The 17734-nt window shown below is 37.0% G+C and carries 16 protein-coding genes; 5 read left to right on the top strand and 11 right to left on the bottom strand.

The window, feature by feature from the left end; translation table 11 throughout:
* Positions 1-47: 47 nt before the first annotated feature.
* The 7 genes from CIN_RS01675 to CIN_RS01645 form a co-directional block, all read right to left on the bottom strand.
* The gene (locus CIN_RS01675; protein ID WP_050798304.1) at positions 48-1589 is read right to left on the bottom strand and encodes a complex I subunit 4 family protein; all 1542 of its coding nucleotides are present in this window, start codon (positions 1587-1589) and stop codon (positions 48-50) included.
* A gap of 119 nt (positions 1590-1708) precedes the next feature.
* A complete protein-coding gene (gene mutL / locus CIN_RS01670) occupies positions 1709-3586 on the bottom strand; it encodes a DNA mismatch repair endonuclease MutL (protein ID WP_008853321.1) in 1878 nt (625 codons plus the stop codon).
* A gap of 27 nt (positions 3587-3613) precedes the next feature.
* Entirely contained in the window at positions 3614-4132 is a 519-nt protein-coding gene (locus CIN_RS01665) for a DUF3035 domain-containing protein (protein ID WP_008853320.1), read from the bottom strand.
* A gap of 60 nt (positions 4133-4192) precedes the next feature.
* Positions 4193-4684 carry a signal peptidase II gene (gene lspA / locus CIN_RS01660; protein ID WP_086632438.1) on the bottom strand — a complete coding sequence of 164 codons (492 nt, stop codon included), beginning with the start codon at positions 4682-4684 and terminating at the stop codon, positions 4193-4195.
* 32 nt (positions 4685-4716) lie between these two features.
* Positions 4717-7602 carry an isoleucine--tRNA ligase gene (ileS, locus tag CIN_RS01655; RefSeq protein ID WP_040363678.1) on the bottom strand — a complete coding sequence of 962 codons (2886 nt, stop codon included), beginning with the start codon at positions 7600-7602 and terminating at the stop codon, positions 4717-4719.
* A 138-nt stretch (positions 7603-7740) separates the two neighbouring features.
* Positions 7741-8673, bottom strand: a complete 933-nt coding sequence (locus CIN_RS01650; protein WP_008853316.1) for a bifunctional riboflavin kinase/FAD synthetase — start codon at positions 8671-8673, stop codon at positions 7741-7743.
* Positions 8674-8728: 55 nt separating this feature from the next.
* Positions 8729-8995 carry a twin-arginine translocase TatA/TatE family subunit gene (locus CIN_RS01645; RefSeq protein ID WP_008853315.1) on the bottom strand — a complete coding sequence of 89 codons (267 nt, stop codon included), beginning with the start codon at positions 8993-8995 and terminating at the stop codon, positions 8729-8731.
* A gap of 299 nt (positions 8996-9294) precedes the next feature.
* Here CIN_RS01645 and CIN_RS12130 point away from each other — a divergent pair, with 299 nt between their 5' ends.
* Positions 9295-9426, top strand: a complete 132-nt coding sequence (locus CIN_RS12130) for a hypothetical protein (protein WP_008853314.1) — start codon at positions 9295-9297, stop codon at positions 9424-9426.
* Between the two features lie 12 nt (positions 9427-9438).
* Here CIN_RS12130 and CIN_RS01640 read toward each other — a convergent pair whose 3' ends face one another.
* The 4 genes from CIN_RS01640 to CIN_RS01625 form a co-directional block, all read right to left on the bottom strand.
* Positions 9439-10878, bottom strand: coding sequence for a lipopolysaccharide biosynthesis protein (locus CIN_RS01640; protein ID WP_008853313.1), 1440 nt, complete (start codon positions 10876-10878; stop codon positions 9439-9441).
* 20 nt (positions 10879-10898) lie between these two features.
* Positions 10899-11723: a glycosyltransferase gene (locus tag CIN_RS01635; protein WP_008853312.1), complete on the bottom strand. Its 825-nt coding sequence runs from the start codon at positions 11721-11723 to the stop codon at positions 10899-10901.
* 440 nt (positions 11724-12163) lie between these two features.
* Complete coding sequence (locus CIN_RS01630) at positions 12164-12619, bottom strand: CHAP domain-containing protein (protein WP_040363677.1); 456 nt, start codon at positions 12617-12619, stop codon at positions 12164-12166.
* A 21-nt stretch (positions 12620-12640) separates the two neighbouring features.
* Positions 12641-13210, bottom strand: coding sequence for a regulatory protein RecX (locus CIN_RS01625; RefSeq protein ID WP_008853310.1), 570 nt, complete (start codon positions 13208-13210; stop codon positions 12641-12643).
* A gap of 162 nt (positions 13211-13372) precedes the next feature.
* Here CIN_RS01625 and CIN_RS01620 point away from each other — a divergent pair, with 162 nt between their 5' ends.
* The 4 genes from CIN_RS01620 (at position 13373) to CIN_RS01605 (ending at position 17691) form a co-directional block, all read left to right on the top strand.
* A complete protein-coding gene (locus CIN_RS01620) occupies positions 13373-14560 on the top strand; it encodes an aspartate aminotransferase family protein (protein ID WP_040363675.1) in 1188 nt (395 codons plus the stop codon).
* Positions 14560-15561, top strand: coding sequence for an ornithine carbamoyltransferase (gene argF, locus CIN_RS01615; protein ID WP_008853308.1), 1002 nt, complete (start codon positions 14560-14562; stop codon positions 15559-15561). The genes CIN_RS01620 and argF overlap by 1 nt, the downstream gene beginning before the upstream one ends.
* A gap of 233 nt (positions 15562-15794) precedes the next feature.
* Positions 15795-16718: an Hsp33 family molecular chaperone HslO gene (gene hslO, locus CIN_RS01610; RefSeq protein ID WP_008853307.1), complete on the top strand. Its 924-nt coding sequence runs from the start codon at positions 15795-15797 to the stop codon at positions 16716-16718.
* 106 nt (positions 16719-16824) lie between these two features.
* Positions 16825-17691, top strand: coding sequence for a hypothetical protein (locus tag CIN_RS01605; RefSeq protein WP_008853306.1), 867 nt, complete (start codon positions 16825-16827; stop codon positions 17689-17691).
* Positions 17692-17734 lie beyond the last annotated feature (43 nt).

Below are 17734 nucleotides of genomic sequence, written 5' to 3'. Positions count from 1 at the left end.
CTGCAATGGGTTTTTCACTAGTTAAAAAGAGTAAATCTCTTCACATTTTAGCGAACAACAACCTGATGAATATCCGTTCCATTTGCAGCAACCGTATGAACATTAGAAGTTAATGCTGCAACTTTTCCTGAGGTTGTGAAAGAAACAACTGCTGGATCAAAAACAGATAAGAAGCTATTTGGATAAATTCCCATCCATAATGTAATCAATGCCAAAGGAACTAAAATCGTTAATTCTCTAGCACTTAAATCACGCATATGACTAACCGCAGGTTTTACAACGGCACCAAATATGACTCTGCGATATAAAACTAATGTATAAATGGCACCCAAAATCATCGTGGATCCACCGAATAAGGCTATCCAAAAAGAAACCTGTAAAGCCCCAACCATTACCAATAATTCACCAACAAACGATCCTGTTCCTGGTAAACCAACATTTGCCATAATGAAAATCATTCCAAGCAATGCTAATTTGGGCATTTGACTGGCAACACCACCAAATTCATTGATAGAGCGTGTCTCTGCACGATAAGTAACCGCAGCAATACATAAGAATAAAGCTGCAATGGTAATGCCATGAGAGATCACTTGCATCAATGCACCATTAATGCCTTCTGCGGTCAAAGAGAATAAGCCAATCGCAATGATGCCCATATGTGAGAATGATGAATAAGCAACCATACGTTTAACGTCTGTTTGTGCTAAGGCAACAATCGCACCATAAATAACTGCACATACACCCAGTATCATAATTAATACAGAATAACGATGACTAGCTTCTGGCAACATAAGCACACAAAAACGTAACAACCCATAAGCACCGGCTTTTGACATCACACCAGAAACTAATAAGGTTGTAGAAGCTGGACCTTCTGAATACGCATCTGGCAACCATGCATGGAATGGGAAAAGAGGCAATTTAACACCAAATGCCAAAACAAAACCAAGCAATAACCAACTTTGAACAGTTCCAGAAAATGATTGATGCATTAGCACAGGAATATCAGTTGTTCCTGTGTGTACCCACATCCACAAAATACCGATCATCATGAAAAGAGATCCAGTAAATGTGAAGAGGAAGAATTTCATAGACGCAAAAATACGTTTTGGTCCCCCCCAAATGCCGATCAACATGCTGCTTGGAATTAAGGTTGCTTCATAAAAACAGTAGAAAACCACCATATCTAATGAAGAGAATAACCCAACTAATGTTGTTTCTAGCAATAAAATCGCGACCATGTAATCACGAATACGATCAATGATCATTTGCCATGCTGCTAAAATAGCAACTAGCGTTAACAGAGTGGATAAAATGATAAAGAATAAGCTAATTCCATCAACCCCGACGTGATAAGACACGCCATAACCTGCCAACCAAGAGCTTTGATAAGAAAATTGATAGCCAGGTAGTGTGGGATCAAATTCGCTCCACATTACAATGGATAAGCCAAAAACGACAACACTTATCCATAAGGCAATCCACCTAGCAGTACGTGACACTTCTTCAGAAGAGCCACGCATAAGGAAGATGATTAACGCCCCAAGTAAGGGCAAATACGTTACGAGCGTAAGTAATACTGTGTGCACGGTATTCTCATTAATTAATTGATTCAAATACGATAATAGGAAGTTTATACATCTTTCTATAGAAATTGCCCAGAAATGATTTTAATTTTTGTTAAATTCGTCCTGATTTCTACCTTCACTTAAGAACGATGAAACAGCTTTTCAATGTCTTTTTTTGACCATTTCAACCAAGTTGGACGACCATGAGAGCACGTTCCAGCCCTTGGTGTTTCCTCCATTTGCCTTAACAACGCATTCATTTCATCCATATTTAATGAACGCCCTGCTCGAACACTATGATGGCAAGCCATTCTTGATAAAATAGCATCTAATCGAAGATGTAAGGACTCTGTTTCATTTGGATTGGCCTGCTCATCCGCTTCCAACTCCTCTACCAAATCAATTAACAAAGATTTTGCTGAAATAGTTCCTAAAAGCTGAGGCAATGCTCTTACTAAAATCGATTTTCCACCAAAAGATTCAATTTCAATCCCAAGACCTTCTAAACTATCTTTAAAATCCAACAAACATTGCAATTGAGAATCTGATAAATCGATAACCTCAGGGAGTAATAAAGGCTGGGAACGAATTCCTTGTTCTAAATATTGTTTTTTTAACGCTTCATGAGTCAAACGCTCATGAGCTGCATGTTGATCAACCATCACCATTTCATCTTGTGCAGTCACTGCCAAAATATAGGTTTTGAAAATTTGTCCAATTGCAGTGCCTAATGGGAAAGAGGTTATATGTGACTCTTGCTCCACATCTTTATTAGAGAAAGTAACCAGTGCACTATCCACATCTCGAACCGATAAAGCACCACCACTTAACAATGACTCTACTTGTTGGTTTGAGGAGGATCTAGTTATAGCAGGCTCATTTTGAAAAGATGCTAACCGACCTACCGAAGGTGGATATTGTATACTCGCTGCTTTAGGTTGGTATTGTCTGGGAATAACTTGTAAAGATTCTGGATGAACACCGATCTCCCCCGCGCCCATTGCCAAACTCTTTTGAATACTGCCAATCAAAATAGCACGCACGCCAGCTTCGTCAGAAAACCTTAACTCAGTTTTTGCTGGATGTACATTCACATCCAACTGATCCATTGGCACCTCTAAAAACAAAGCAACAACAGGATGTCGGCCTTTTTCCAAAACATCTCTATATCCCACGCGAATAGCTGTTTGCATGACAGGATCAACAACAGGACGGTCGTTAACCACCATAATTTGCCCGTTTGTTGTAGAACGATTGACAGAAGAAGCACCAATAAAGCCTACTAAATGCAAATCTTCCCGTTGAAAATCAATAGGAATCAGCTCTTCCTCGCGAATATCAGTTAAAATTGATAAAACTCTTTCTTTTCGCGTTTGAATAGGCAAATCAAAAATAGTTTTATCATCTCGCATCAAACAAATAGACACTTCAGGCCGCGCAACAGCTAAACGTTGCAACATTGCTTCACAACGAGAGAATTCTACTCTGGGTGTTTTTAAAAACTTACGCCGTGCTGGTGTGGCAAAGAACAGGTCCTCAACAATGACCTGTGTTCCTTGTTGTCCAGCAGCTGGCGAAACACCTTTTGTTTTTCCACCTTCGACACTAATTTGCCATGCCTGAGATGCATTTTGTATGCGTGAAATAATTTTTAATCTTGCAGCAGCACCAATAGAAGGAAGAGCTTCACCACGAAAGCCAAGTGTTTTAATGTGGACTAGATCTTCTTCAATAATTTTAGAAGTGCAATGGCGCTCTACCGCAAGGGATAAATCTTCGGGAGACATACCACATCCATTATCAATCACTTGAATACGGTCAATACCACCATTAATCAAATGAATAACAATACGATCTGCACCAGAATCTAGCGCATTTTCAACGAGCTCTTTAACAACTGCTGCGGGACGTTCAATAACCTCACCTGCAGCGATGAGGTTTATCGTATGTTCTGATAATTGACGGATTTTATTTTGATTTAGAGAAGAAAAATTCTCTTTATGTTTCTCTTCTCTCATGATCAATCACCTTCAATAACACAACACTTATTTTGTTGTTGCTGGTGTTGCCCCTTGATCTGGGCTTACCCCTAAGCTTAGATTATTATGTAAACGTTTATTTTCAGCAGCACCATCAACGGCTAAATCAACAGGTTTACCGCTTTTCCAAAACATAATTTGATCTACAAAGCCTTGGTCTGTCACTAACTCATGCTGACGATTTTCATTTGCCGATTGCGTTGCTTGGGTAACCAACTCTGATTGTCCAGCACTTGGAACATCTTGATTTCTTTCCAACGCAACATCAGGAGATAAAATTTCCAACGTTTGTTGACGAATAGACTGTCCAGCAGGACGACCAGCATTGCTATCAGGTAATAACAAGCTATCTGATGGTGGCATTGATAACGGAGAACGAGTCGTCACCGTATATTCATCAGGCATATCGCGTTTTATCCCAAAAGCACGAGAAACATCTTCCCCAGAACATGCAGAGAGGACAACCAAAGCCCCCATAAGGCAACCCATAGGCAACAAAGCATTAAGATTCAACTTACGCACCATATCCGCCCTCACTCCTTACTCATTTTAAAATCAAACAAACAGATCAACAAACCAGCCATATTAAGACTTTTTGCCCCATTGGAAAAAGGCATCAGCCAACAATATAGCTACTCCACAAACAATCGCACTATCGGCAATATTGAATACATACCACGACCAGCCCGCAACATGAAGATGTATAAAATCCACAACAGCCCCAAAACGTACACGATCAACAATATTTCCAATAGCACCGCCAACAATTGCCCCTAAACTTAATGTTACCCACCATTTATACGAACGTAACATCCAAATAAATAGCCCAAGCGCAATCAAAGAAGCCATTATTGTAAAAATAATTGGCCCCAAAGCCCCTAATTGACCCAGCATCCCAAAAGTAATTGCCTTATTCCATACCATGGTTAAGTTGAAAAATGGCAAAACTTCGATAGAGCCTTTCTCAGGCAAATGGACAATATTCAAAATCCAATATTTACTCAACTGATCGATGCAAAAAACACAGATCATCATGATTACGCCAAATATCCAGCCTATCGATCTTTTGGGCTTCATCGTGAATTCATTCATAAATGGAACTCTATCCCTTAAGACGCTTGGTCAACAACATCAACACAACGTAAGCAAAGCTCTGGATGTTTGGTGTTTTCACCAACTTCATCCAATACCTTCCAACAACGTGCACATTTTTGACCTGAAGCAACTTCAATCGCTGGAGGAGCATGTGGCTCACCGAGTTGCTCTTCTTCATCCGTATAAAGAGAAGCCGAACCAGGCACCACATTAATATCAACTTGAGAGACAATCACAAGATCTGCCCAATCATACTGCCCGAATAATGCTTCTTCTTTTTCAGAGAAATTGAGCTCAACAGCTGCTTGTAAAGAAGATTTGATCAATCCTTCTCTTCTCGCGTTTTCAATTTCTGTCGTGATAATACGACGAATAGCTCTCACTTGCACCCAACGTTCAGCCAATGCTTCATCATGCCACTCAGCTGGTAATATTGGGAAATCTTCTAAATGAATACTTTGTTCTTCGCCAAAACGGGCTGTCCACGCTTCTTCTGCCGTAAAGCATAAAGCTGGTGCTAACCATGCACATAAACAACGATGCAAGATATCTAATACGGTGCGCGCAGCTCTACGACGCAAGCTATCTTTACCATCACAATAAAGCGTATCTTTACGAATATCAAAATAGAACGCAGATAAATCAACAGTACAGAAATGGTGTAATGTTGGATAAATCCCAACCCATTCATGAGATTTAACAGCTTGTTGAATGACTTTATTTAATTCAGTTAAACGATGTAATACCCATTTTTCCAGCTCTGGTAATTCTGCATAAGGCACTTTTTCAGCATCAGAAAAACCATCTAAACCACCCAATAACCAACGTAATGTATTACGTAAGCGACGATATAGATCACCTTGTTGTTTTAAGATTTCTTTACCAATACGTAAATCATCATTGGTATCTGAATTCATTACCCATAGGCGTAAAATATCAGCGCCCATTGAATCATTCACATCTTGAGGAGCAACAACATTTCCTAAAGATTTAGACATCTTACGGCCTTGTTCATCCATCACGAAACCGTTTGTCACAATCGCTTTGAAAGGTGCAATCCCTCTTGTTCCGATACATTCTAACAAAGAAGATTGGAACCAACCACGATGCTGATCTGAACCTTCAAGATATAAATCAGCTGGGAAATTTAACTTGTCTTTTCCAAGCACAAACGCATGGGTTGAACCACTTTCAAACCAAACATCGACAATATCAAAAATTTGTTCGAAATCATCTGCATTATAACCATCACCAAGAAAGCGAGATGCTGGTGAAGTATACCATGCATCGGCACCTTCAGCTTTGAATGCTTCAACAATCCGTTGCATGACCTCTGCATCACGTAATACTTCGCGTGTTTGCTTATTAACAAAGACAGCAATCGGCACGCCCCAAGCACGTTGACGACTGATACACCAATCAGGACGTGAAGCCACCATACTGGTCAAACGATTACGAATTTGTGCTGGAACAAATGTCACATCTTCCAGTGCAGATAATGCATTTTCACGAATTTTTCGATTATCATCCATCGCAATAAACCATTGTGGTGTTGCACGATAAATAACCGGAGCACGAGAGCGCCATGAATGTGGGTAAGAGTGCACCAATGAAGAACGAGCAACCAATCCAGTAAACGCATTACTTTCTTGTTGAGCTTCCTCTTTGGCTGTTGTTAAAGCTTCACAGACAGGATCTGCAGCTTTAAACACATGAATACCCGCAAATAATGGAACATGTTCAGCATAACGACCATCATCTTCAACCAATTCATCCACACCAATATTATTATCACGACAAAGATAAAAGTCATCTTCACCATGAGCAGGCGCACAATGAACTAAACCTGTTCCAGCTTCTGTTGTAACAAAATCACCAGCCAAGAAAGGCACATCATAATCAAACCCTTTACCACGCAAAGGATGTGCTGCAACAGTTCCAGCAAGCTCTTTACCAGGAAGAATATGCAATGTCTTATGATCAGTAATACCAACTTGACGACAAAAAGAATCTGCAAGCTCTTGAGCTACTAAAAATTTAGCACCAACAGTCACTTGTGATTTTTCGCTTACTTCGTTTGCCATCAAAACTTGATAGGTAATCTCTGTATTATATGCAATGGCTCTATTTGCAGGAATTGTCCAAGGCGTCGTTGTCCAAATAACCGCGGAAACACCTGTTAAAAAATGATCCGTGGTTGAGTCTTTGACAATTGGAAATGCGACAAAAATTGTTACAGAAGTATGATCGTGATATTCAATTTCTGCTTCTGCTAGTGCTGTTTTTTCAACAGGGCTCCACATCACAGGACGCAAGCCACGATACAAACTACCGTTCAATAAGAAACGACCAATTTCTTCAACAATCGTTGCTTCAGAAGAGAAATCCATCGTTGCATAGCGATGATCCCACTCTGCTTGAACACCTAATCTTTGAAATTCTGCAGATTGAGTAGATAACCATTCTTGTGCATAATTACGACATTCAGCACGAAATTGCAGCACTGGAACGTCATCTTTATTCTTTCCTGCTTTACGATATTCTTCTTCGATACGCCATTCAATCGGCAAACCATGACAATCCCAACCAGGAATATAACGCACAACTTCGCCACTCATTCGATGAGCACGATTAATAACGTCTTTGATGATTTTATTTAACGCATGGCCAATATGTAAATGACCATTTGCATATGGAGGGCCATCATGAAGGGTGAATACCTTATGTCCTGCGGCTAAACGCTCATCAGATTTTTTCTGTATGGCTGCATCCAACCCTATCTTCTTCCAATGAGCCAAAATTTCAGGCTCTTTTTTAGGTAAGCCACCACGCATAGGAAAGGAAGTAGAAGGCAAAAATACTGTATCGCGATACAGGTCAGTCGATTTGAATTCAGTCATAACGTCATTCTAACTGTAACAATAATAAAAAAAATACCTATTAATCTTTTATGTAACACAAAGATCAATAACCCACTTAAATACACAAATACCCTATTTTACTAATTATTTTCAATTCATAATCAGCAAATCATCAAATTATTTTAGAGTATTAAAAAATTCTTTTGCATCCAACGCATCTTTAACAATCTGTTCCTTAAGCTCCTCAAGGCCAGAAAAACGTTTTTCAGCACGAATAAAAGCATGCAACCATACTTTTAACTCTTGTCCGTAAATATCTTGATCGAAATCGAATAAATGAACTTCTAAACGACATTCACTTTCCTGAGTAAAGGTTGGACGATAGCCAACATTTGCAACGCCTATACGAATTTGACCATCAGGCAACGCTATTTTAACCGCATAAACCCCACATTTAGGCTCTACATGTTCCCCCAAAGATAAATTCGCAGTTGGAAAACCAATAGTTCTGCCACGCTTATCACCATGTTGAACAATTGCTTGGATACTCCAAACACGTCCTAATAACTCCGCAGCTTGAACTGGCTGTCCTTCTTTTAATAAGTGTCGGATACGTGTAGAAGAAATATTCCCATTTTCATCTTGCAAAGGTTTAACAACCGTCAAACCTATTCCCAAAGATTGGGTCTCAGAAGATAAATAATCGATATTTCCACTACGCCCTTTACCAAAAGCAAAGCACTCACCACAAGCAATATGAGCAACACCAAGATGTTCATGCAAAATTTGATGGACAAAATCATGCGCACTTAAAGATGAGAATTCGGGCGTAAAATTAATCTGAAAAATAAAATCTACGCCTTGCTCTGTTAACGCTGCATTACGCTCCTTTGCATTCGTCAAACGAAAAGGCGCATCTTCTTTAAAAAACAACTGGCGAGGATGAGGTTCAAATGTAATCACTGACAAAGGAAGGTTGGGACATTGTGCACGCAATTGTTGCAACAAATAAACGTGCCCACGATGTACGCCGTCAAAGTTTCCTAACACCGCAACGCTTCCTCTTGCCTCTTTGGAAACTGGCTGGTCATTCTCAAAAATCATCGTCATAAACGACTATACATCCCTTATCATGGTCTCTCAAAAAGTTTTTCTTTTAAAGAAACTATTTTTTATCAATATCAGAAGTTACTGTCGTTTTTTCACTCTCATTAAAAGACACAGATTCATCTTTTTGATCTGCAGCTGATAATGTTTTACTAACTTGCGTTGAAGACCCTTTAGATGATGTATCTTCTTCTGCCATATTCTTTTTAAAGTCTTTAATGCCTTTGGCGACATCACCCATTAATGTGGATACTTTTTTACCGCCAAATAATAACATCACAACAATCAATACAATCAGCCAATGCCAAATGCTTAAACTACCCATCGTATCCTCATCTTTATATTCGGGTTAAAATGGTATTCTCATCATTTTAACATCAAAAATTAAAACTTATGTAAAACAAAACAGAAACATACCATAATCTGATTTGTTGGGTAATACTATATTTTATATGCTATGCAAAATTAAAGGAGTATGATTATACAGAAAAATATAAAATAAAATTACTATAAACATAAATTTATCTGGCTTTGTTATGAAATAATACATAATCAAAAATCACTACCCATAACATTTAAACATATGAATTACACTCAAACTAATGAGACTTCTGCCACAGATAAATGAGTAAAACCGTTACACTATTAAACAATCATTATGGTATAAGCAAAGAAACAAACCATAAAGAACAGTTCTCCGCATGGAATATTACTGTAAAAGTGTCGTTAATTGCTTTTAATAAAGAGCAACAATAAGCCCTTACTACCTCATTTTAAAATAGATAATATTAATAATTTTCTTTTTACTACATGATATAATTTAGGATTCGTTAGCAGCAATAACGATATATATATAACAATAATTAGTAAAATTTTAATAATAAAAACTGCCAACAACGATATATTCAAACTTTTAAGATAAATCCCTGTAAATTTAACAAGACCAAACATTAAAACGGCACATAGTATAGGTTTATATATACACAACATCAAATCAATGAAACGTCCTCCCAATAATCTCATAGCCAGCATCATATTTGGAAAGAACATCATTATATTTGCCAGCAGATATAATTTAACGAGCACTTCAATATTATAGAATCCTCCAACAATAAATGAACCAACTTGAAGAACTGAATTGAAAATTGAAATATACAATAATAAATCTGTTTTTCCTCTAGACATAAAAACAGCACCAGTTGTACTAACAATTGCTTGTAAAGCACCTACAATCGATAACCAAACTAATAACTTTGATAAAAGTAACCATTGAGAACCAAAAATTAAAATTACAAACTCATTACTTACCGCTGATAAGCCTAACATAATTGGTGGAACGATCATTGCAATAACTTTAATAGATTTAAGGTAAACTTCAACAGCTTCATTAGATGATGTTTGCAATCGACTTAAAATTGGATACAAAGATCTCGTTAATACTGACCTCATATTTTGAACAGGAAACAGCATCACTCTATATGCTAGAGAATATTCACCCAATATTGCTGCTGTGAAAAACCTACCTATAATCATCTCGTCACTATTTCTTGAAAAATAATTTACGAAATTGAATAAAACTAAATTCGAACTAAATTTAAAAATAGATTTAATCTTATCCAGATCAAATGTTAAAGTTATCTTCCAACCCGAAAAAAAACAGAAAGAAATAGAAGTCAGGAATGAAAAAGCCAATGTTTGAAAAACAAGGCTATATACACCATAACCATTAACTGCAAAATACACGCCTATTGTTAGTGCACATATTGAGGAGATTATTTCTGTAAGAGCAACGGTTTTAAATTGTGATTTCCGTTCCAAAATAGCTAAATGAACGGATGTTATGCTATTTAATACAAAAGTGATGGTTATTAATTTTATTGTATACTCTAATGCTTCAAGTTTATAAAAATGAGAAATATAATAAGACAAGCAATAGAAGATTATTGCTAAAGTAAAACCCATCATTGTATTTAATATAAAAACTGAGCTTATTAATTTATCATCGATTTCTTCTTTTTGAATGATTGCGGCTGAAGATCCCATATCTCTTAAGATATTTACAAAACTTACAACAATCATCGTGAGTGACATCACACCAATGTCTTTTGGTGTTAGAAATCTTGCAAAAATAACCAACCCCAATAACTGACAAGCCACTTTAACAACTTGAGAGAATGAAAGCCACTTTATATTATGAAATAAACTCATCTAACTCCAATGATCAAAAGCTATTTATTTTTAAAATAAGATGATATTTTTTTAATTGATATATCATTATTTGTTCTCTGCAAACCAAAGTAAGCTAAAACTCTTTGCACTATCTTATTTATTAATTTCAAAACTGCGTTTGACCCTTTCATTTGGTGCATATTCGATAAATTAAGGGCATTGTTTTTATGATCTATTTCATCAACATAAGTCAACGCTTTAGGACATGCCTCTACGACCGTACCAGACAACTCTAATATTTTGCTTATCCATAAATCATCTGTTTTTGGTGCGAGTAAAATATAATCATCATTATTTATTAATGCTTCACTAATCATATTTTTCGTTAAAACACACCCCCCAACACCTGTTATGATATAATCACAATTAAATTGAATAGGTTTTTTACAAACTCTATATCGACTATATGATTGCACAGTTCCAAAAATGTTTCTTTTAACCGCTCTAATTCTTGATGCGATCGCTAATTTAGATTTATTTTCATAAAAAGCATGTAGCAATGTTTCTAGCCACTTATCGCCATAAATAACATCATCATCAACATAAACAAGTATATCAGATTGGTTTGAAAGCCTTATGGCATTTATTATTTTTCTATATGGCCCAGTATTTTCTACAAATTTAACTTCTATTATATTTAATATGCTATTTAGCTCATCAATCCAACTAGGTATAGTTTTTATACCTTCATCTGATAAGTAACCCTCTTGTGAAATCCATAAGAAAATTTTATCTGGTTTTTTAGTTTGATGTATTAACGACCATATTGTTGCACTACAAAGTCCTAATCTTGACGAAGTGGTTGTTAAATTTACTGAAATCATAGATAATTTCTCTTATATTTTTTACAAATCTATTCAATTGGAAACTAAGAGAATTATCATAATTGCGGTTGAAATGATAATCATTATTTTACTATTTACAAAACGTAGCTTCTCGCTTCTAACGGTCAGGTTTGATCTAGAAAATTACTCCTTCTACAGATAATTTTACTTAATTTTACTATGTTTGGGTCATTTCTTGACCATTACTTATGCATAATTATTTATCAAATAACACCAATTAAAAAAGATCAAAGCCCAATGTAAAAGCAAATTAATTAAGTATTATAATAGCATATATATGGATCGACATTCACATAAGCCATAATTATATCAAAACAAAATTAATAGGACGTCAATACACTCACCCACAAACAACAAAAAACACTTAAATGTTTCTAAAAACTAATGCTCTCTATAAATATTTCGAGTAATTAAAAGATCTAGCTTTTTCCTGGAATAATAAACCCATAAGTTGGATATCGTCTCGATCCCAATTTATTAGTAGGTGGCCACCATACACGCACTAAAGACCAATCATTACGCGTAGACACATCAACAATAGACGCGTGATGATTAATTCTTTGAGCATCCCAATTCGCATGATCTACAATAATAGTCCGTGAATCTTTAACCTTTTTAACAACAGATACGTGTCCATAAGGAAGTTTCGAAGTCTTACGAAAAACCAAAATCGCACCTTTTTGAGGCTGATTCGTATGTGGATACTTGCCTTGCGATTGATACCACCATGTATATGCCTGCCCCTTCAACTGAACACCTGTGAGCTTTCTGGCATAAGGAGCACATTGCAATGATCCATTATAACTACGCCCACCACAAGCTGCTAGCAAAGGCAAGAACACCATCAGCAATATACATGATCTCAATATCGTCATTATATAATAACCTGTTATATTTTATAAAGATCTCAACATTTCTATTGTTTCTTCGGCTTCGGACTGACACATCGATAGAATTTTACTACTCATTCCAAACGAGAACCCACCTCTCGCAAAAGAAAGCTGCTCTTTTTGCTTTAACTCTGCATTCTCTTCACGATCAGTACGACGAAAAGGACCTATACGCCGCTTTCTCGCATAAACCAATGCTGCCAATAGTTCTACATCTTTATCTTGATACTGATCTAATACAGATTGAATCACATTTGAATCAACCCCTTTTTGCAAAAGCTTATTCTGTATCACCTTTTGAGAACGCCCAGAACGTATCAATGAAGTCACTTTATATTCTGCAAAAGATTGATCATTAATAATTCCCAATCGCTTTACTTTGGCAATGATTTCTGGAATTTGTTGCTGCCCCTTTTGCATCCCCTCATTGACCTCTGATGGCTCTACACATTCTTGTTCAGCTTTGATTGCCCAACGACGGAGCTTTGCTTTTAAAACGCGTACCAATCCCTGCTCAGTATTGTTATAACGAGCTAAATACATCATCGCATACTCTTGAAGGTCTGGAAATTTCACAGGACTATTACTCTACCAATCATCTAAAAAAAGCACTAAGAATTATATATTTTTAACACATCATAATAAATAAATAAAACCATCAAGAAAAAATTGACTTTACCAAGACAATAACAGATTATGATTCTTTTCTTTCAACAAAATATATAAAGAAGAGTTATTATGATTCCCGTTCTTATGCCTACCTATAATCGTGCAGATCTTGCTTTTGCGCAAGGTCAAGGTTCTTGGCTTTTTACGGAAGATAAACGACGATTTTTAGATTTTGGTGCAGGCATTGCGACCTCCTCTATTGGGCATAATCACCCTCACCTAGCCAACGCCATTGCAGAACAAGCAAAATTAGTATTGCATGTTTCCAATTTATATCGCATTCCACAAGCAGAAAAACTGGCAGAAAGACTGGTAGAAATCAGTTTTGCTGATAGTGTATTTTTCTGCAACTCTGGTGCTGAAGCAAACGAAGGACTCATCAAAGGTATTCGTCGTGCTCAGTTTAAAAATGGTCATCCAGAACGTACAGATATTATTTGTTTTGAGCATGCTTTTCATGGTCGTACTTTGGCAACACTAACCGCTACAGGCAACCCAAAATATCTGGAAGGCTTTGAACCTAGACTTCCTGGAATTAAACATATTCCCCTTAATGATTTAGAAGCCTTACACAAAGCAGTTGATGAGCATACAGCTGGTTTCTTAATTGAACCGATTCAAGGGGAGAGTGGTGTTAATACCGTACCAGTCGAATTCCTACGTGAACTCAGAAAAATCTGTGATGAAAAAGGCTTATTTCTAGGCTTTGATGAAGTACAGTGTGGTATGGGACGTACAGGTAAAATGTTTGCCTATCAATGGACAGATATTGAACCTGATATTATGTCCTTGGCAAAAGGGATTGCTGGTGGTGTACCAATGGGTGCATTCTTAGCAAAAGAATCAATCGCCAAACATTTAACACCAGGCACTCATGGATCTACTTTTGGTGGAAATCCATTGGCATGTGCTGCTGCAAATGCTGTGTTAGATATTTTATTAGCACCTGGTTTTTTAGATCATGTCATCAAAACGGGTAACTATTTACAAAACGAATTACAATCATTGGTTACTCAATATCCTGCTATTTTTGAAGCTGTTAAAGGCAAAGGATTAATGCTGGGTCTTAAAGGAAAATTACCTCCTACTGAGATCCAAAATGCAGCTTTACATCAAAATTTATTAACGGTTGCAGCAGGCAATAATGTTGTTCGTATCATTCCTCCGCTCATCATCAGTGAAGAAGAATGTAAAGATGGTGCCAACCGTTTGGCTGAAGCTGCAAAACAACTCCAAAAAGTGATGGAACAAAACTAATGAGCACTTTATCAAAACCTCTTCAAAACAACCTTCACGATAAAAAGTGCAAACATTTTCTTGATATCCGTGATTTATCTAAGCAAGATTTGAATGATATGATTGCTTTAGGTAAACAAATGAAAGCAATGCAAGAGAATAGAAAATATCCTTTGCATCCTGCTGCACCTTTAAAAGGCAAGAATATTGCACTGATTTTCTCTAAACCTTCAACCAGAACACGTGTTTCTTTTGAGGTTGGCATCCATCAATTAGGTGGCCATTCTGTTGTATTATCAACAGATAGTATGCAAATTGGGCGTGGTGAAACCATTGCTGATACAGCACGCGTATTATCTCGTTTCGTTGATGCGATGGTCCTTAGAACAGGTTGTACCGATGATCTTTTAGGTCTTGCTGAACTAAGCTCTGTTCCTGTAATTAATGGACTTACGCCTACTTCTCATCCTTCACAAATCATTGCTGACATTATGACGTTTGAAGAGCATAAAGGCCCTATCAAAGGTCGTACCCTTGCATGGCTTGGAGATGGGAATAACGTTGCGAGTTCTTTAATCGAAGCTGCAACACAATTTGAATTCACGTTAAATCTTGCAACACCAGCATCCTTCTCTCCTTCTCAAGAAGTATTAGACTGGGCAAAAGCACATGGTGGCATTATTAATGTGACCACTGATCCCAAAGAAGCCGTTAGAAATGCCGATGCCGTTGTAACAGATACATGGGTCAGCATGTCTGATAGTGATGATGAAAAACAAGCGCGTTTACAAGCTTTGGGGCCTTACCAAGTCAATCGTGACTTAATGAATCTTGCAGCCTCTGATGCCATTTTCTTACATTGTTTACCTGCACATATTGGTGAAGAAGTCACAGAAGAAGTGTTTGAAAGCAGCCAATCTGTTGTTTTTGATGAAGCTGAAAACCGTCTTCATGCACATAAAGCCATTTTAATTTGGTCCATGATGGGTGATGATTGGCGTCAATATGGTTCTGATCAATAAGATTTTTTGACAATCTTATATCTCTATTCATAAAATGGATCTGTAATCTTTGCAGATCCATTTTTGTTACTAATCCTTTACCAAACAGATCCATATCACCTTATTAAAATACCGTTTTATTCGATTTCTTCTCTTATAAAATCATCGAGTTATTTAAATAATAAGACTGTTTAAAAAGTAAAAATAACGATATACCTACCTTTGATAACCTTATCAAAAAAAGAAACAAGATAATGACTGAACATACACATACTTCCGATCGCCCAGATGTTCCTGAGTTGACTATTCCAACAGGAATCACACCTTTTTTCTTCCCTTCTGCCAGAGGACGTTTAATTCACCTTGATAAGCTTGCGAATACATTACTCGAACGCCATCAATATCCTTATGCAGTTTCTAAACTAGGTGGCGAAGCTCTAGCTTTGGTTTCAGGATTAGCAGCCGCGTTAAAATTTGAAGGTTCTTTTTCTTTACAAGTCAAAGGTGAAGGTGCTGTTTCTTTACTCGTTGTTGATTGCACTCATAATGGTGAGCTCCGTTTTTATGCTCGCTTTGATAAAGAAAAAGTTGCACAACTCCCAAAAGAATCAAGTGCAGCAGAACTCTTCGGAAAAGGATTATTTGCATTAACCGTTGATCAACAGAATGACAAAGATACTTACCAAGGAATGGTAGAAATTACAGGCAACAACCTCTCTGAAATGGCCAGTCATTATTTTGAAAGTAGTGAGCAACTCTCCAGTTGGATCCGTTTATATTGTGAACATACGCCAGATGGATGGCAAGCCGCAGGGTTAATCTTAGAAAAAATCGCTAGTGATCCTTCGATTATTCTGAAAAATGAAGAAGAAATCATCAACGAAGAAGAAGAATGGAACACTTTAACCATTCTAGCAGAGACAATTACTGCCAAAGAAATATTAGATCCTGCTCTCGAAAGTAATGAGTTACTGTATCGTTTATTTAACAGCACTTCTATTACCATTGGCACACCGAAACCTGTTTCTTATGGCTGTCGTTGTTCTCGTTCTCGTTTAGAAAATATCTTAAAAACATTTAACCAAGATGATCTGGATACTATGAATGAAAATGGAAATATCAAAATGACTTGCGAGTTCTGTCGCTATGACTTTATTTTCAAGCAAGATGAAATTTAATTCACGGATAAAAATAAAACCTGTATTTCAACAAAATTATCTTTATAATTTCATCCAATTATACATGATGCGTTATTGTCTTTTATTCTGAACAAAGGGATATCAAATGTCATTAAGACAACAAAATACATTTTCACTAAAGTTAAAGCTATGTGCTTCTGCATTATTACTTATTACCCCAATGATTGGATTAACCGCTTGTTCAAGCGATGGACCAAAAACATTTGCACCTTTAACTTATGATTATCTAACCCCTATTTTCTTTAACGTTAATCATATTACCGTTCAAAATTTGGCTGGAGATCAAAAATATCCTCGTGATGTTACGAATTTAAGCCCCGTTTTACCAGCAACCGCTTTGTCAAATATGGCAAATACACGCTTCCAAGCTCGTGGCTCTTCTGGCAATGCAACATTCACTATCAATCGTGCATCTTTGCAAGAGCAAGGTCATAACGGCATTTATGGTCAAATGGATGCTACGCTTGATATTTTTGATAGTAGTAATAAGAAAGTTGCCTCTGTTACCGCTAGTGTCAATCATACCTATAATATTGATTCCTCTAAAGGAGATGCAAGCAGCAAAGCCAATTTATATGATGCAACACAAAAGCTGATGCAAGATATGAATGTCGAGTTAGAATTCCAAATTCGTAAACATCTAAACAACTGGATTGTAGATGCTACTGGCACGCCAATTTCTGGAGGTGTGCAAACTCAAAACCTTGGAGCTCCTGGTACAACACCTGCTGCATCTACCACAAACACAACAACCAGTACTGCGATAAAAACATCAAACTCTTCTTCTGATGATGACGATTTAAGCGCTGTTTTCCCTGGTGGGAAGCCTGACAGTGTAAAAGCAAGAGAAGGTATAAAGCCTGCTGCTGCATCGTCTAATACAAGCAGTAGCAAATATCCTGTTGGTAGCTTCGGAACGCTTCCTGAAGGCGCAACTCCTAGCGGATATTAATATTTTTACGCTTACAATAAAAAAGTGCATGGTTTATATATCC

Origin of the sequence: Commensalibacter intestini A911, assembly GCF_000231445.1 — a bacterium.
GTDB lineage: Bacteria > Pseudomonadota > Alphaproteobacteria > Acetobacterales > Acetobacteraceae > Commensalibacter > Commensalibacter intestini.
The sequence above is the reverse complement of the archived record's forward strand: the minus strand, read 5'-3'. Positions and strand labels throughout refer to the sequence as shown.

Excerpts from the sequence above, each read along its gene's own strand:
- argF (WP_008853308.1), top strand. The coding sequence starts at position 14,560 with ATGAGCACTTTATCAAAACCTCTTCAAAACAACCTTCACGATAAAAAG.
- ileS (WP_040363678.1), bottom strand. The coding sequence starts at position 7,602 with ATGACTGAATTCAAATCGACTGACCTGTATCGCGATACAGTATTTTTG.
- CIN_RS12130 (WP_008853314.1), top strand. The coding sequence starts at position 9,295 with ATGAGTAAAACCGTTACACTATTAAACAATCATTATGGTATAAGCAAA.
- mutL (WP_008853321.1), bottom strand. The coding sequence starts at position 3,586 with ATGAGAGAAGAGAAACATAAAGAGAATTTTTCTTCTCTAAATCAAAAT.
- CIN_RS01645 (WP_008853315.1), bottom strand. The coding sequence starts at position 8,995 with ATGGGTAGTTTAAGCATTTGGCATTGGCTGATTGTATTGATTGTTGTG.
- CIN_RS01635 (WP_008853312.1), bottom strand. The coding sequence starts at position 11,723 with ATGATTTCAGTAAATTTAACAACCACTTCGTCAAGATTAGGACTTTGT.
- CIN_RS01605 (WP_008853306.1), top strand. The coding sequence starts at position 16,825 with ATGTCATTAAGACAACAAAATACATTTTCACTAAAGTTAAAGCTATGT.
- lspA (WP_086632438.1), bottom strand. The coding sequence starts at position 4,684 with ATGAAGCCCAAAAGATCGATAGGCTGGATATTTGGCGTAATCATGATG.
- CIN_RS01665 (WP_008853320.1), bottom strand. The coding sequence starts at position 4,132 with ATGGTGCGTAAGTTGAATCTTAATGCTTTGTTGCCTATGGGTTGCCTT.
- CIN_RS01620 (WP_040363675.1), top strand. The coding sequence starts at position 13,373 with ATGATTCCCGTTCTTATGCCTACCTATAATCGTGCAGATCTTGCTTTT.
- CIN_RS01640 (WP_008853313.1), bottom strand. The coding sequence starts at position 10,878 with ATGAGTTTATTTCATAATATAAAGTGGCTTTCATTCTCTCAAGTTGTT.
- hslO (WP_008853307.1), top strand. The coding sequence starts at position 15,795 with ATGACTGAACATACACATACTTCCGATCGCCCAGATGTTCCTGAGTTG.
- CIN_RS01650 (WP_008853316.1), bottom strand. The coding sequence starts at position 8,673 with ATGACGATGATTTTTGAGAATGACCAGCCAGTTTCCAAAGAGGCAAGA.
- CIN_RS01630 (WP_040363677.1), bottom strand. The coding sequence starts at position 12,619 with ATGACGATATTGAGATCATGTATATTGCTGATGGTGTTCTTGCCTTTG.